This is a genomic window from Burkholderia seminalis DSM 23518 (genome assembly GCF_902832885.1).
GTDB classification, from domain to species: Bacteria; Pseudomonadota; Gammaproteobacteria; order Burkholderiales; family Burkholderiaceae; genus Burkholderia; species Burkholderia seminalis.
This window is the reverse complement of record NZ_CADFDK010000002.1, coordinates 803,890-817,042: the sequence shown is the minus strand read 5'-3', so window position 1 is coordinate 817,042 and position 13,153 is coordinate 803,890. Positions and strand designations below refer to the sequence as shown.

12 protein-coding genes are annotated in these 13,153 nt (G+C 66.6%); 3 read left to right on the top strand and 9 right to left on the bottom strand.

Features of this window, described 5'->3' with window-relative positions; all coding sequences use genetic code 11:
* Window positions 1-82: 82 nt before the first annotated feature.
* From dnaG to HWX00_RS10200, 4 genes are all read right to left on the bottom strand, one after another.
* Window positions 83-1,960 carry a DNA primase gene (gene dnaG, locus HWX00_RS10215; protein WP_175028178.1) on the bottom strand — a complete coding sequence of 626 codons (1,878 nt, stop codon included), beginning with the start codon at window positions 1,958-1,960 and terminating at the stop codon, window positions 83-85.
* 70 nt (window positions 1,961-2,030) lie between these two features.
* Entirely contained in the window at window positions 2,031-2,477 is a 447-nt protein-coding gene (locus HWX00_RS10210) for a GatB/YqeY domain-containing protein (protein ID WP_006479409.1), read from the bottom strand.
* 194 nt (window positions 2,478-2,671) lie between these two features.
* Window positions 2,672-2,884 (bottom strand): 30S ribosomal protein S21, encoded by a 213-nt coding sequence (gene rpsU / locus HWX00_RS10205; protein WP_006479415.1) that lies wholly within the window; start codon window positions 2,882-2,884, stop codon window positions 2,672-2,674.
* Window positions 2,885-2,989: 105 nt separating this feature from the next.
* On the bottom strand, window positions 2,990-4,210 hold the full coding sequence (locus tag HWX00_RS10200) for a BaiN/RdsA family NAD(P)/FAD-dependent oxidoreductase (protein ID WP_059558409.1): 1,221 nt from the start codon (window positions 4,208-4,210) through the stop codon (window positions 2,990-2,992).
* A 130-nt stretch (window positions 4,211-4,340) separates the two neighbouring features.
* Between HWX00_RS10200 and tsaD the strand changes: the two genes are divergently transcribed.
* Window positions 4,341-5,381 (top strand): tRNA (adenosine(37)-N6)-threonylcarbamoyltransferase complex transferase subunit TsaD, encoded by a 1,041-nt coding sequence (tsaD, locus tag HWX00_RS10195; RefSeq protein WP_034185741.1) that lies wholly within the window; start codon window positions 4,341-4,343, stop codon window positions 5,379-5,381.
* 88 nt (window positions 5,382-5,469) lie between these two features.
* On the opposite strand, the gene folE2 is transcribed toward tsaD, so the two are convergent.
* From folE2 to HWX00_RS10175, 4 genes are all read right to left on the bottom strand, one after another.
* The gene (folE2, locus tag HWX00_RS10190) at window positions 5,470-6,279 is read right to left on the bottom strand and encodes a GTP cyclohydrolase FolE2 (RefSeq protein WP_011355803.1); all 810 of its coding nucleotides are present in this window, start codon (window positions 6,277-6,279) and stop codon (window positions 5,470-5,472) included.
* Window positions 6,280-6,433: 154 nt separating this feature from the next.
* Window positions 6,434-8,338 (bottom strand): 1-deoxy-D-xylulose-5-phosphate synthase, encoded by a 1,905-nt coding sequence (gene dxs / locus HWX00_RS10185; protein ID WP_034185740.1) that lies wholly within the window; start codon window positions 8,336-8,338, stop codon window positions 6,434-6,436.
* 81 nt (window positions 8,339-8,419) lie between these two features.
* The gene (locus tag HWX00_RS10180) at window positions 8,420-9,304 is read right to left on the bottom strand and encodes a polyprenyl synthetase family protein (protein ID WP_034185739.1); all 885 of its coding nucleotides are present in this window, start codon (window positions 9,302-9,304) and stop codon (window positions 8,420-8,422) included.
* The gene (locus HWX00_RS10175; RefSeq protein WP_034185738.1) at window positions 9,301-9,594 is read right to left on the bottom strand and encodes an exodeoxyribonuclease VII small subunit; all 294 of its coding nucleotides are present in this window, start codon (window positions 9,592-9,594) and stop codon (window positions 9,301-9,303) included. The genes HWX00_RS10180 and HWX00_RS10175 overlap by 4 nt, the downstream gene beginning before the upstream one ends.
* A 270-nt stretch (window positions 9,595-9,864) precedes the next feature.
* Here HWX00_RS10175 and HWX00_RS10170 point away from each other — a divergent pair, with 270 nt between their 5' ends.
* Window positions 9,865-10,971, top strand: coding sequence for an aromatic ring-hydroxylating oxygenase subunit alpha (locus tag HWX00_RS10170; protein ID WP_034185737.1), 1,107 nt, complete (start codon window positions 9,865-9,867; stop codon window positions 10,969-10,971).
* A gap of 117 nt (window positions 10,972-11,088) precedes the next feature.
* A complete protein-coding gene (locus tag HWX00_RS10165; RefSeq protein WP_034185736.1) occupies window positions 11,089-11,958 on the top strand; it encodes a sulfurtransferase in 870 nt (289 codons plus the stop codon).
* 54 nt (window positions 11,959-12,012) lie between these two features.
* On the opposite strand, the gene HWX00_RS10160 is transcribed toward HWX00_RS10165, so the two are convergent.
* Window positions 12,013-12,888 carry a dienelactone hydrolase family protein gene (locus tag HWX00_RS10160; protein ID WP_034185735.1) on the bottom strand — a complete coding sequence of 292 codons (876 nt, stop codon included), beginning with the start codon at window positions 12,886-12,888 and terminating at the stop codon, window positions 12,013-12,015.
* Window positions 12,889-13,153 lie beyond the last annotated feature (265 nt).

Here is a 13,153-nt window from a genome sequence, read left to right as displayed (position 1 = left end):
TCTCGCCTCTGCTTAGAAAACAAACCGCTGGAAACCTTATATTATAGCACGCTGGGGAGCCCTCTCTAAGCGCCCCGGCCGCCTACAGCCCGAGCCGACGTTTCATGTCGGTTCGCTGCTGGTTCAATTCCGTCAATTCGGCCAACTCCTCGGGTGTGAAGGTGGATTGCCGCGCCAGCCGGTCAAGCCGGTCGCAGCAGGCGTCATAACGCATCTTGAGCACCGCCGCCTGCAGCTCCTCCCCCGCGATCCGTTCCTGCTCACGCTGCCGCTCGGGCACCGTCTCGTCTGCCGGATTCTGTAACAGCAAATCGCGGACGTTTTCATCATAGTCCAGAATTTCGCGGAAGATTTCCTCGTAAGTCGCCCCGTTCGAGGACGTCCGCAGGACATCCGACAGCAACCGGAACTCCGCGCCGTCGCCCAGCGCGCGCGCATGGTCGACGACTTCCGCGAACAGCTCGCCGATGCGCGGCAAGGTGCGCAGGGTCGCAATCTGCTCGTCGTCGAGCTGCGACGCGATGCGCGGATGCATCACCAGCGTGCGCAGTGCGCGCTTTTCGCTGTCCGTCACGCGGCGCCGCTCGCTGCGCGCGGGCGCCTGGCGCGGCGGCGCCGCGATCCGCGTATCGACGTCGGACAGCGCCGCGACCTCTTCGAACGGAATATCGAGGCGGTCCGCGAACATGTGCATGATCTGCGCGCGCAATGCGTTCGCGGGCAGCGCCTGCAGCAGCGGCTTCGCATCGAACAGCGCCTTCGCGCGGCCTTCCGGCTGATCGAGCGCCTTGCCCGAAATTGCTTCGTTCAACAGAAATTGTGACAGCGGCATCGCGCGCTCGACCTGCTCGGAGAACGCTTCGGCGCCGAACTCGCGCACATAGCTGTCCGGATCGTGCTCGGTCGGCAGAAAAAGGAACCGGATCGTGCGGTTGTCGCCCGCATGCGGCAGGCAGGCCTCGAGCGCGCGCCGCGCCGCCCGCCGCCCGGCCGAATCGCCGTCGAAACTGAAAATGACCGTGTCGGTCTGGCGCAGCAGCTTCTGCACGTGAATCGGCGTGCACGCGGTGCCGAGCGTCGCGACCGCGTTCGGGAACCCGAGCTGCGCGAGCGCGACGACGTCCATGTAGCCTTCGACGACCAGCACGTACTTGCGCTCGCGAATCGCGAGCCGCGCCTCGAACAACCCGTACAGTTCGCTGCCCTTGTTGAACAGCGGCGTTTCGGGGGAGTTCAGGTATTTCGGTTCGCCGCTGCCGAGCACGCGGCCGCCGAAGCCGATCACCTGTCCCTTCACGTTGCGGATCGGGAACATGATCCGCTCGCGGAACCGGTCGTAGCGGCGCGCGACGCCCTGCGCGTCGGCCTTCTCGCTGACGATCACGAGCCCCGACTCGACGAGCGACTCGTCGCGATAGTCCGGGAACGCGGCTTCGAGGTTCTGCCAGCCGTCCGGCGCGTAGCCGAGGCCGAAACGCGCGGCGATCTCGCCGGTCAGGCCCCGGTTCTTCAGGTACTGGATCGCGACGGTCGCACCGCGCAACTGCTTGCGGTAGTAGTCGCACGCGGCCGTCATCGCATCGGACAGCGCGGTCGCGACCGATTTCGACACCGGCGCCGGATAGTCGCCGCCACCGCCCCCGCCCCCGCCTCCGCCGCGCATCGATGGCTCGTGCGGCACGGTCAGCCCGACGGACTGCGCGAGTTCCTGCACGGCTTCCGGGAACGTGAGCCCCGCGTGCTCCATCAGGAAGCCGATTGCCGTGCCGTGCGCGCCGCAACCGAAGCAGTGATAGAACTGCTTGGTCGGGCTGACGGTAAACGACGGGCTCTTCTCGTTATGGAACGGGCACAACCCCATGAAGTTGGCGCCGCCCTTCTTGAGCTGCACGTACCGACCCACCACGTCGACGATATCGACGCGGTTCAGCAAGTCCTGCAGGAACGAATGCGGAATCACCGTGGGATCGAACGAAAAAAGACAATACGACGCCCGGCGCACGCATCGCTGGGCGCGCCGGGAACGGGTTTTACTTCGTGAGCGCGGCCTTGACCTGCGCGGAAACGGCCGTCATGTCGGCACGACCGGCGAGCTTGCCTTTCAGCACGCCCATCACCTTGCCCATGTCCTGCGGACCGGCTGCGCCGGTTTGCGCGACCGCCGCCTGGACTTCGGCCGCCACTTCGGCGTCCGACAGTTGCGCGGGCATGTAACCGCCCAGCACGGTCAGCTCGGCCTGCTCCTTCGCGACGAGGTCGTCGCGGCCGGCGGCCTGGAACTGGCTGATCGAATCCTTGCGCTGCTTGATCATCTTGTCGATCACGGCCGTGATGCCCGCGTCGTCGAGCGTCACGCGATCATCGACCTCACGCTGCTTGATCGCGGCCATCAGCAGGCGAATCGTCGCCAGGCGCTCGCTTTCCTTCGCGCGCATCGCGGCCTTCATGTCTTCGCTGATCTGCTCTTTCAAACTCATCTTTCACCCGGGATGGAAACGTGAATCCGACGCCCGTGAACGGGCGTCAACACAAAAACCCGCTTGGGACAGTGTCTCAAGCGGGTTGCTCGAATCCGGCATCGGCGACTCGCCGCCTGATCGGCTGTGCGATCGCACCCGATCGCACGGAGTCGCCGGTGCGCCGCTCAGCGAACCGCGCGGCGCCCAATCGTTCAGTACAGCTTCTTCGGCAGCGTCTGGCTGCGAATCCGCTTGTAATGACGCTTCACCGCAGCGGCCTTCTTGCGCTTGCGCTCCGCGGTCGGCTTCTCGTAAAACTCGCGCGCGCGAAGCTCGGTCAGCAGACCATTCTTCTCGATCGTGCGCTTGAAGCGACGCATTGCAACTTCGAACGGCTCGTTCTCTTTAACGCGAATGATCGTCATGATCCGACACGAATAAAGGTTTGCAGGGAAAGACTACCGAGTATAGCAGAGCGATTGCCTAAAGGCACGGGGCCTGGTCCCGCTTGAACGGGCCGCCGCGGCCCGTCAGGCGGCGCGCGAATACTCCGCCGCCGCTTGCCCGGCCGCCGTGCCGGACGCCCATGCCCACTGGAAGTTGTAGCCGCCGAGCCAGCCCGTCACGTCCACCGCCTCGCCGACGAAATAGAGCCCCGGCACCCGCGCGCTCATCATCGTCGCCGACGACAGCTCGCGCGTATCGACCCCGCCCTTCGTCACTTCGGCCTTCTTGTAGCCCTCGGTGCCGTTCGGCGTCAGCGTCCAGCCGGACAGCGCCTCGCCGATCTGGCGCAGCGTCCGGTCGGGCAGGTCCGCGAGCCGCGCGTCGGCCGCGACGCGATGCGTATCGAGCCACGCATGGGCGAGACGCGACGGCACCCAGTCGGCGAGCAGCGAACCGATCTGGCGCTTCGACGTGCGCTTCGCGTCGAGCAGGTCGGCCACCGAGTCGCGCTGCGGCAGCAGGTCGACGCGGATCGGGTCGCCGGGCTGCCAGTAGCTCGAGATCTGCAGGATGCCGGGCCCGGACAGGCCGCGATGGGTCAGCAGCAGATCCTCGACGAATTCGCCGCCGCGCTTCCTGTCGCCGGTCGACACGCGTACCTCGAGCGACACGCCCGACAGCGCCGCGAACGGCTCCCAGTCCTGCGGCGCGAACGTCAGCGGCACGAGCGCGGGCCGCGTATCGACGAGCTTGTGGCCGAACTGCTTCGCCAGCCGGTAGCCGAAGTCGGTCGCGCCGATCTTCGGAATCGACAGGCCGCCCGTCGCGACGATCAGGGCGCGCGCACCGATCGCGCCGGCCTGCTGCGTGTCGAGCACGAAGCCGTCGGCCGGCGCGTGGCGCACCGCATCGACGACGACGGGCCGGCGCCACGCGATGCCGCCCGCGTCGCACTCGTGCTTCAGCACGTCGATGATCGCGTCGCTGCCGTGGTCGCAGAAGAGCTGGCCCTTGTGCTTTTCGTGCCAGGTCACGTGATGGCGCTTGAGCAGCCCGAGGAAGTCGCGCGGCGTATAGCGCGCCAGCGCCGAGCGCGCGAAATGCGGATTCGACGACAGATAGTTGTCGGGGCCGGCGTACAGGTTCGTGAAGTTGCAGCGGCCGCCGCCCGAGATGCGGATCTTCTCGGCGAGCCGCGGCGCGTGATCGATCAGCACGACGCGGCGGCCGAGCTGCCCGGCGACCGCGGCGCTCATCATCCCGGCGGCGCCCGCGCCGATCACGGCGATGTCATAGGTTTCCATGGCGCGGATTGTACCTGCCCGGCATCGGGCCCGGGCCGCCGCCTGCGCCGGCCGGCCCTCGCCTGCTATACTTTCCGGTTACGTTGACCTTCCCGCGGCGCGCCCGACACCGCGCGCCCTGCCCGCACCCATGCTCGTTCTCGGCATCGAAAGCTCCTGCGACGAAACCGGCCTCGCGCTCTACGACACGCAGCGCGGCCTGCTCGCGCACGCGCTCCATTCGCAGATCGCGATGCACCGCGACTACGGCGGCGTCGTGCCCGAGCTCGCGTCGCGCGACCACATCCGCCGCGCGCTGCCGCTGCTCGAGGAAGTGATGGCGCAAAGCGGCACGCGCCGCGACGACATCGATGCGATCGCGTTCACGCAGGGCCCCGGCCTCGCCGGCGCGCTGCTGGTCGGCGCGAGCATCGCGAATGCGCTCGCCCTCGCATGGAACAAGCCGACCGTCGGCATCCATCACCTCGAAGGCCACCTGCTGTCGCCGCTGCTCGTCGACGCGCCGCCGCCGTTTCCGTTCATCGCGCTGCTGGTATCCGGCGGCCACACGCAGCTGATGCGCGTGACCGACGTCGGCGTGTACGAGACGCTCGGCGAAACGCTCGACGACGCGGCCGGCGAAGCGTTCGACAAGACGGCGAAGCTGATCGGCCTCGGCTACCCGGGCGGCCCGGAAGTGTCGAAGCTCGCCGAGACGGGCACGCCGGGCGCGGTCGTGCTGCCGCGCCCGATGCTGCATTCGGGCGATCTCGACTTCAGCTTCAGCGGCCTGAAGACTGCCGTGCTCACGCAGATGAAGAAGTTCGAGGCGGCGAAGCTGGAAGGCGAAGCACTCGAGCGCGCGAAAGCCGATCTTGCGCGCGGCTTCGTCGACGCGGCCGTCGACGTGCTCGTTGCGAAGTCGCTCGCCGCGCTGAAGCAGACCCGACTCAAGCGCCTCGTGGTCGCGGGCGGCGTCGGCGCGAACCGCCAGTTGCGTGCGGCATTGTCGGCCGCCGCGGCCAAGCGCGGCTTCGACGTGCACTACCCCGATCTCGCGCTCTGCACCGACAACGGCGCGATGATCGCGCTCGCGGGCGCACTGCGGCTCGGCCGCTGGCCCGAGCAGGCGAATGCGGACTACGCATTCACGGTGAAGCCGCGCTGGGATCTCGCGTCGCTCGCCCGCTGACTCCCCGCAACGCGACACCGCACGCAACACAGCAAAAAGGCCGCTCGTTCGAGCGGCCTTCTTCATGGCGCGACAAAAAGACGCGGCGTCATGCAGCCTGACGTTTGTCGCGCTCGATCAGCGCGTACGCGCTGTGATTGTGGATCGACTCGAAGTTCTCGGCCTCGAGCACGTAGGCGGCCACGCGCTCGTCCGCATCGAGACGCTGCGCGACGTCGCGCACGAGATCCTCGACGAACTTCGGATTCTCGTAGGCGCGCTCGGTAACGAACTTCTCGTCCGGACGCTTCAACAGGCCCCACAGTTCGCACGACGCCTCTTCTTCCGCGATACGGATCAGCGCCTCGACCGGCAGGTCGGCTGCAAGCTCCGCATCGATCGTCACGTGCGAGCGCTGGTTGTGCGCGCCGTACTGCGAGATCTTCTTCGAGCACGGGCACAGGCTCGTCACTGGCACGAGCACCTTCAGGAACAGGCGCGTGTCGCCGTTGCGGCTTTCGCCCGCGAGCGTCACTTCGTAGTCGAGCAGGCTCTGCACGCCCGACACCGGCGCCGTCTTGTTCACGAAGTACGGGAACGTGACCTCGATGCGGCCGGCTTCGGCTTCGAGCTTCTCGAGCATCGACGCGAGCATCGCGCGGAAACGCTCGACCGTCAGCGGCGCGCGGTTCTCTTCGAGCAGCGCGACGAAGCGCGACATGTGCGTGCCTTTCTGGTCGGCAGGCAGGCGGACGTCGAGGTTCCAGACACCGACGGTCGGCTGCACGTCGCCGCTTTCGGTGCACACCGTCAACGGATGCCGGACCGCCTTCACGCCCACGCGCTGAATCGGGATCTGACGGGTATCCACCGTGCTCTGCACGTCGGGCATCACGAAGGCGGGATTCATCTGGTTCATCTTGTTCAATCCTTGTAAGCCGCGCGTCCGACGACGCGCACGCCGCGTCATGCGGCAGCCGGAAAAGCAACATGGGCCCGCAGGCCCATGTTTTCCGCATCAATGAAGACCGGTTGCGCCAGTCGCACCGGCACCGCCCGCGGGCGGCGCCAGCTTATGCGACGCGCTTCGCCTGACCGGCGACATCGGCCGCCGGGCTCAGAAAGCGTTCGCGAATCGATTTCGCGATGCCCGCGCCGTCGAGGCCGCATTGCGACAGCAGCTTCGCGGGATCGCCGTGATCGATGAACAGGTCAGGGAGGCCCAATTGTAGTACGGGTCGGATAACCCCACTCTCCATCAGGGCTTCCACGCAGGCCGAGCCCGCGCCCCCCATCACGCAACCTTCCTCGACCGTGACGAGGTAGTCGTGCGTTTCGGCGAGCTCGCGCACGAGCGCCGCGTCGACCGGCTTCACGAAGCGCATGTTCGCGACCGTTGCGTCGAGCTCCTCGCCCGCCGCCAGCGACGGTGCGACCATCGTGCCGAATGCGAGGATCGCGACGCGCTTGCCTTCCGGCTGCGACGTGCGGCGACGCACTTCGCCCTTGCCGACCGGGATCTCGGTGAATTCCTTCACCGTCGCCACCCCGGTGCCCGCGCCGCGCGGATAACGCACCGCGGTCGGGTTCGGCTGCTGCAGCGCCGTGTGCAGCATCTGGCGGCATTCGTTCTCGTCGGATGCCGCCATGATCGTCATGTTCGGGATGCAGCGCATGAACGCGAGATCGTACGCACCCGCGTGCGTCGCGCCGTCCGCGCCGACGAGGCCCGCGCGGTCGATCGCGAACACGACCGGCAGGTTCTGCAGCGCGACGTCGTGAATCAGCTGGTCGTATGCCCGTTGCAGGAACGTCGAATAGATCGCGACGACCGGCTTCAGCCCTTCGGTTGCGAGGCCGCCCGCGAACGTCACCGCGTGCTGCTCGGCGATGCCGACGTCGTAGTAGCGATCCTTGAAACGCTTCTCGAACTCGACCATGCCCGAGCCTTCGCGCATCGCGGGCGTGATGCCGACGACGCGCGTATCGCGCTCGGCTTCATCGCACAGCCATTCGCCGAACACCTGCGTGTAGGTCTTCTTCGCGGGCGTGGTCGACGGCTTGATGCCTTCGGCCGGGTTGAACTTGCCGGGACCGTGATAGAGCACGGGATCGGCTTCGGCGAGCTTGTAGCCCTGGCCTTTCTTCGTCACCACGTGCAGGAACTGCGGGCCGCGCAGTTCGCGGATGTTCTGCAGCGTCGGGATCAGCGAATCGAGATCGTGACCGTCGATCGGGCCGATGTAGTTGAAGCCGAACTCCTCGAACAGCGTGGCCGGCACGACCATGCCCTTCGCGTGCTCCTCGAGCTTGCGCGCGAGTTCGAGCACCGGCGGCGCCACGCTCAGCACGCGCTCGACACCGGCACGCGCGGCCGCATAGAAGCGGCCCGACATCAGGCGGGCGAGATGACGATTCAGCGCGCCGACCGGCGGCGAGATCGACATGTCGTTGTCGTTCAGGATCACGAGCACCTTCGCGTCTTCCGACACGCCCGCGTTGTTCATCGCCTCGAACGCCATGCCGGCCGTCATCGCGCCATCGCCGATCACGGCGATCGAGAAGCGGTCGTCGCCGTTCAGCTGGCTGCCGATCGCCATGCCCAGCGCGGCCGAGATCGACGTGCTCGAGTGCGCGGTGCCGAACGTGTCGTATTCGGATTCGCTGCGGCGCGGGAAGCCCGAGATGCCGTCCTGCTGACGCAGCGAATGCATCTGGTCGCGGCGGCCCGTCAGGATCTTGTGCGGGTAGGTCTGGTGGCCCACGTCCCAGACGATGCGATCGTTCGGCGTGTTGAACACGTAGTGCAACGCGATCGTCAGCTCGACCGTCCCGAGGTTGGACGACAAATGGCCGCCCGTCTTCGACACGCTGTCGAGCACGAACGCACGCAGTTCATCCGCGAGCGGTTGCAGTTGGCGACGATCGAGGCGGCGCAAATCCGCCGGGTCGTCGATGGTTTTCAGCAAGTCGTACATCGTCGTTCCATTGTAGGAAATCAAACGCGCCCGCATTCTATTGCACGCACCGTAGCGTGTGCGCGGCGGCGGGCTTTCGCGTCAGCTGACCCGGTTCACTACCAGGTCGGCAAGTTCGGCGAGACGCTGTGCGCGTGCGCCGAACGGTTTCAGCGCGTCGTGCGCTTCGGCGCGCAGCTGCGCTGCCAGCTCGCGCGACGCCTCGAGGCCGAGGATCGATACGTAGGTCGGCTTGTCGTTCGCCGCGTCCTTGCCGGCCGTCTTGCCGAGCGTCGCCGAATCGGTCGTGACGTCGAGAATGTCGTCGACGACCTGGAAGGCCAGACCCACGGCCCCCGCATAGACGTCGAGCGCGGCCATCGTTTCCGCCGACGGCGTCTCGCCGGCCAGCGCGCCCATCCGCACGGCCGCGCGCAGCAGTGCGCCGGTCTTCATCCGGTGCATCGTTTCGAGCTGTTCGCGCGTCAGCTTGAGGCCGACGCTCGCCAGGTCGATCGCCTGCCCGCCCGCCATGCCGATCGAGCCGCTCGCAAGCGCCAGTTCACGCACGAGCGCGGCCTGCTGCACCGGCGACAGCGCCTCGGCGTCGGTCAGCGCGACGAACGCCTGCGACTGCAGCGCGTCGCCGACCAGCAGGGCCGTCGGCTCGTCGTACTGCACGTGCACGGTCGGCTTGCCGCGGCGCAACGCATCGTCGTCCATGCACGGCATGTCGTCGTGCACGAGCGAATAGACGTGGATCATCTCCAGCGCCGCCGCCGCCGCATTGCGTGCCGCTTCCGTCGCGCCGGTCAGTTCGCCTGCTGCATGGCACAGCAGCGGACGAACCCGCTTGCCGCCACCGAGGACCGCGTAGCGCATCGCCTCGTGAAGTTTCGCGGGCATCGCGGTATCGGCGGGCAGATAGTGGCCGAGTGCGTTCTCGACACGGTCAAGCACGGACCGCATCCATTGTTCGAATGTCATAGATCGTCGTCTTCGCCGTCCGTGGCGGCCGTTCCGGACGAAAGCGGCTTCAGCGTCGCGCCGTCGAGCACGCGAACCTGCTGCTCCACTTTCTCGAGCTGCTGTTGGCAAAACGCAACGAGGGCCGCACCGCGGCGGTATGCCGTCAGTGAATCCTCGAGGCTCAACGCGCCGCCTTCCATCCGGGCAACCAGCGTCTCGAGTTCCGCGAGCGCCATCTCGTAATTGTCCGGCAACGGTTCGGTGCCATTGCCGGGCGGCGTGGCGCCTGGGGATGCGGTTTTCGCCATGGACGAGGTGTCAAATTTCAAAACAAGTCGGACATTCTACGGCAAAAGAGAATTTTCCGACCTGCCGTCGTGGGCACCCCGGTACATATTCCGGCCCCATCTCCGACGCACATTGTGCGCCTCCCGCGGGTCGCCCGACAAAAAATTGACACAAATCAGGCACTTAATCCTAGCCTTGCGAGGCGAACCGGGTATAATTCCCCGTTTCCCTAAATCGATTTTTCGATGGTTGGGTTGTTCACTGCTTTCACGCTAACACCGGGAGTGGGAATGTCCAATCTGAGCGATGCGCTTCAGTTGAAGTCGGCCCACAGCCAGCTTCCAGTCACTGCATATTTCGATGAGGCGCTACTCGAGCGCGAGATCGAAACCCTCTTCAAGAAAGGACCTCGTTACGTCGGGCACGAATTGATGGTGCCCGAGGCGGGGGATTATTTCGCGCTGCCGTCCGAGCAGGAAGGCCGCGTGCTGGTCCGCAACCAGACGAACCAGATCGAACTGCTGTCGAACGTCTGCCGCCACCGTCAGGCGATCATGCTCAACGGGCGCGGCCGCACGCAGAACATCGTGTGCCCGCTGCACCGCTGGACGTACGACCTGGAAGGCGAGTTGCTCGGCGCACCGCACTTCCCCGACAAGCCGTGCCTGAACCTCGGCAAGAGCCCGCTGCAAAACTGGCAGGGGCTGCTGTTCGAGGCCGAAGGCCGCAACGTCGCGCGCGATCTTGCCCACCTCGGCACCAAGCATCACTTCGACTTCTCCGAGTACCACTTCGATCACGTCGAAGTGCACGAGTGCGATTACAACTGGAAGACGTTCATCGAGGTCTACCTCGAGGATTACCACGTCGTCCCGTTCCACCCGGGTCTCGGCAGCTTCGTGTCGTGCGACGACCTCAAGTGGGAGTTCGGCGACTGGTACAGCGTGCAGACGGTCGGCGTGCACAACGCGCTCGCGAAACCGGGCAGCGCGACTTACCAGAAATGGCACGAGCAGGTGCTGAAGTTCCGCAACGGCGTGCCGCCGGAGTTCGGCGCGATCTGGATGGTCTACTACCCGGGCCTGATGATCGAGTGGTACCCGCACGTGCTCGTCGTGTCGTGGCTGATCCCGCGCGGCCCGCAGAAGACGACCAACATCGTCGAGTTCTATTACCCCGAGGAAATCGCGCTGTTCGAACGCGAATTCGTCGAGGCCGAGCGCGCCGCCTATATGGAAACGGCCGTCGAGGACGACGAGATCGCCATGCGGATGGACGCAGGCCGCCGTGCGCTGATGGCACGCGGCGAGTCGCAGGTCGGCCCGTACCAGAGCCCGATGGAAGACGGCATGCAGCACTTCCACGAATTCCTGCGCCGCCACCTCGGCGACCTCTGACGGCCGGTGCGGCGCCTTGACGCCGCATGGTATCCGGCAGACGAAAAGACGGGCTTCGGCCCGTCTTTTTTTGTTTAGACTTGGAGTGTCAGGCCAATTGCACTCCAGGGAGTCGTCATGCCACACACTCATTACACCACGCTCATCTCCGCCGCCAACCTCGCCGAGCGCCTGGCCGCGGCGCCCGGCAGCGTCGTCCTGTTCGACTGCCGCTTCGATCTCGCCGATCCCGGCGCAGGCGAAGCGGCCTATGCGGCCGGCCACCTCCCCGGCGCACACTACCTTCATCTCGACCGCGACCTGTCGGGCCGCAAGACCGGCACCAACGGCCGCCATCCGCTGCCGACCCGCGACGCATTCGCCACGCTGCTCGCCAGCCGCGGCGTCAAGCAAGGCCAGCAGGTAGTCGCATACGACGCGCAAGGCGGCGCGTATGCGGCGCGCCTGTGGTGGCTGCTACGCTGGCTCGGCCACGATTCGGTCGCCGTGCTCGACGGCGGCCTGCAGGCCTGGGAAGCAGCGGGCCAGCCGCTGACGGCCGACGTGCCGCAACCGGCCGCCGGCGATTTCCGCGCGGCAGCGCCGCTCGAATCGACGGTCGACGCGGCAGCCGTGCTCGCGAACGTGACGTCGCCCACGCGCGTCGTGATCGATGCGCGCGCACCGGACCGCTACCGCGGCGAAAACGAAACGATCGATCGTGTCGGCGGCCACATCCCCGGCGCGCGCAACCGCTTCTTCAAGGACAACCTGAATGCCGACGGCCGCTTCAAGACCGGCCATGAATTGCGCGAAGCGTTCTCGACCGTACTGGCCGGCACCGAGCCGAACCGCGTGATCCTGCAATGCGGCTCCGGCGTGACCGCGTGCCACAACGCGCTGGCGATGGAGGTGGCGGGGCTGCACGGCGCATCGCTGTACCCGGGCTCGTGGAGCGAATGGAGCGCCGATCCGTCGCGGCCGATCGCCACCGGCCCGACGCCGTAAGCACCGGCGTCACGCAGCAGTGACGAAGCGGCGGCATGGGCCGCCGCTGCTCGTTTACATCACGCCGTACTTGTGGAACCACGCGATCGCGCGCTTCCAGCCGTCCTCGGCATCGCCCTTGACGTAGCTCGGCCGGTAGTCGGCGAAGAACGCGTGACCGGCATCCGGATACACGACGATCTCCGATTCGCGCGCGAGCTTCGAGTCGCTCGCCTGGATCGCCTTGCGCATGTCCGCGAGCGACGCCTGCGTGATGTTCGTATCCTTCTCGCCGTACAGACCGAGTACCGGCACCTTCAGCGACGACGCATGATCGACCGGGTTGAACGGCGTCATCTCGTCGGTCTTGCCCTCGACGAAGCCATACCATGCAACGGCCGCGCGCACGTGCGGATCGTGCTCGGCATAGAGCCACGCCTGGCGCCCGCCCCAGCAGAAGCCCGTCACGCCGAGACGCGTCAGGTCGCCGCCGTTCTTGCCGGCCCACGCCACCGTCGCATCGAGATCCTCGGTGACCTGGCGGTCCGGCACCTTGCTGATGATGTGGTCGTACAGCTCCTTCATCGTCGGATACTTCGCCGCATTGCCCTGCCGCGCGAACAGGTCGGGCGCGATCGCAAGATAACCGAGCTTCGCGAAACGGCGGCAGACGTCGGCGATATGCGCGTGCACGCCGAAGATCTCGTGGATCACGATCACGACCGGCAGGTTCGTCTTGTCGGCCGGTTGCGCGCGATAAGCCGGCACGCTCGCGTCGCCCGAGCGGATCTCGACGGTGTCGACGTCCAGCCCGGCGCTGTCGGTCGTGACCGTCTGCGCCGAAACGGGCAGCACGGCCGCCGCGAAGGTGCCGCCCAGCGCGGCCTGCATGAACTTGCGGCGCGAGAACGGAACGTGGGGGACCAGGCTGTCGACTTCGGGTTTCAACATGAATGCACTCCTCGATTGGGCGCCGCCGTCACGATTCCGGATGCGTATGACGGAGCATCGCGCCGGCGCACGGCGCGGACGTCGCGGCGGTGGGCACCCCCGCCGCGGACGGAAACCCGGACAAGATGCCCAATAATCCGTTGTCGCGTCAACTGTCAGATGTGTAAGACTCGATTACGACGTGTTGCGTCGACCGCCTCGATCCCCACGCACAAGCCCGCTGGTGGCCTGTCGGATCATCGCCCGGCCCGTCGCCTGCCGGCCA

Bases quoted from the DNA above. Each gene is read 5' to 3' on its own strand.
- HWX00_RS10210 (WP_006479409.1), bottom strand. From the start codon at position 2,477: ATGAGTTTGAAAGAGCAGATCAGCGAAGACATGAAGGCCGCGATGCGC.
- rpsU (WP_006479415.1), bottom strand. From the start codon at position 2,884: ATGACGATCATTCGCGTTAAAGAGAACGAGCCGTTCGAAGTTGCAATG.
- HWX00_RS10200 (WP_059558409.1), bottom strand. From the start codon at position 4,210: ATGGAAACCTATGACATCGCCGTGATCGGCGCGGGCGCCGCCGGGATG.
- tsaD (WP_034185741.1), top strand. From the start codon at position 4,341: ATGCTCGTTCTCGGCATCGAAAGCTCCTGCGACGAAACCGGCCTCGCG.
- folE2 (WP_011355803.1), bottom strand. From the start codon at position 6,279: ATGAACCAGATGAATCCCGCCTTCGTGATGCCCGACGTGCAGAGCACG.
- dxs (WP_034185740.1), bottom strand. From the start codon at position 8,338: ATGTACGACTTGCTGAAAACCATCGACGACCCGGCGGATTTGCGCCGC.
- HWX00_RS10180 (WP_034185739.1), bottom strand. From the start codon at position 9,304: ATGACATTCGAACAATGGATGCGGTCCGTGCTTGACCGTGTCGAGAAC.
- HWX00_RS10175 (WP_034185738.1), bottom strand. From the start codon at position 9,594: ATGGCGAAAACCGCATCCCCAGGCGCCACGCCGCCCGGCAATGGCACC.
- HWX00_RS10170 (WP_034185737.1), top strand. From the start codon at position 9,865: ATGTCCAATCTGAGCGATGCGCTTCAGTTGAAGTCGGCCCACAGCCAG.
- HWX00_RS10165 (WP_034185736.1), top strand. From the start codon at position 11,089: ATGCCACACACTCATTACACCACGCTCATCTCCGCCGCCAACCTCGCC.
- HWX00_RS10160 (WP_034185735.1), bottom strand. From the start codon at position 12,888: ATGTTGAAACCCGAAGTCGACAGCCTGGTCCCCCACGTTCCGTTCTCG.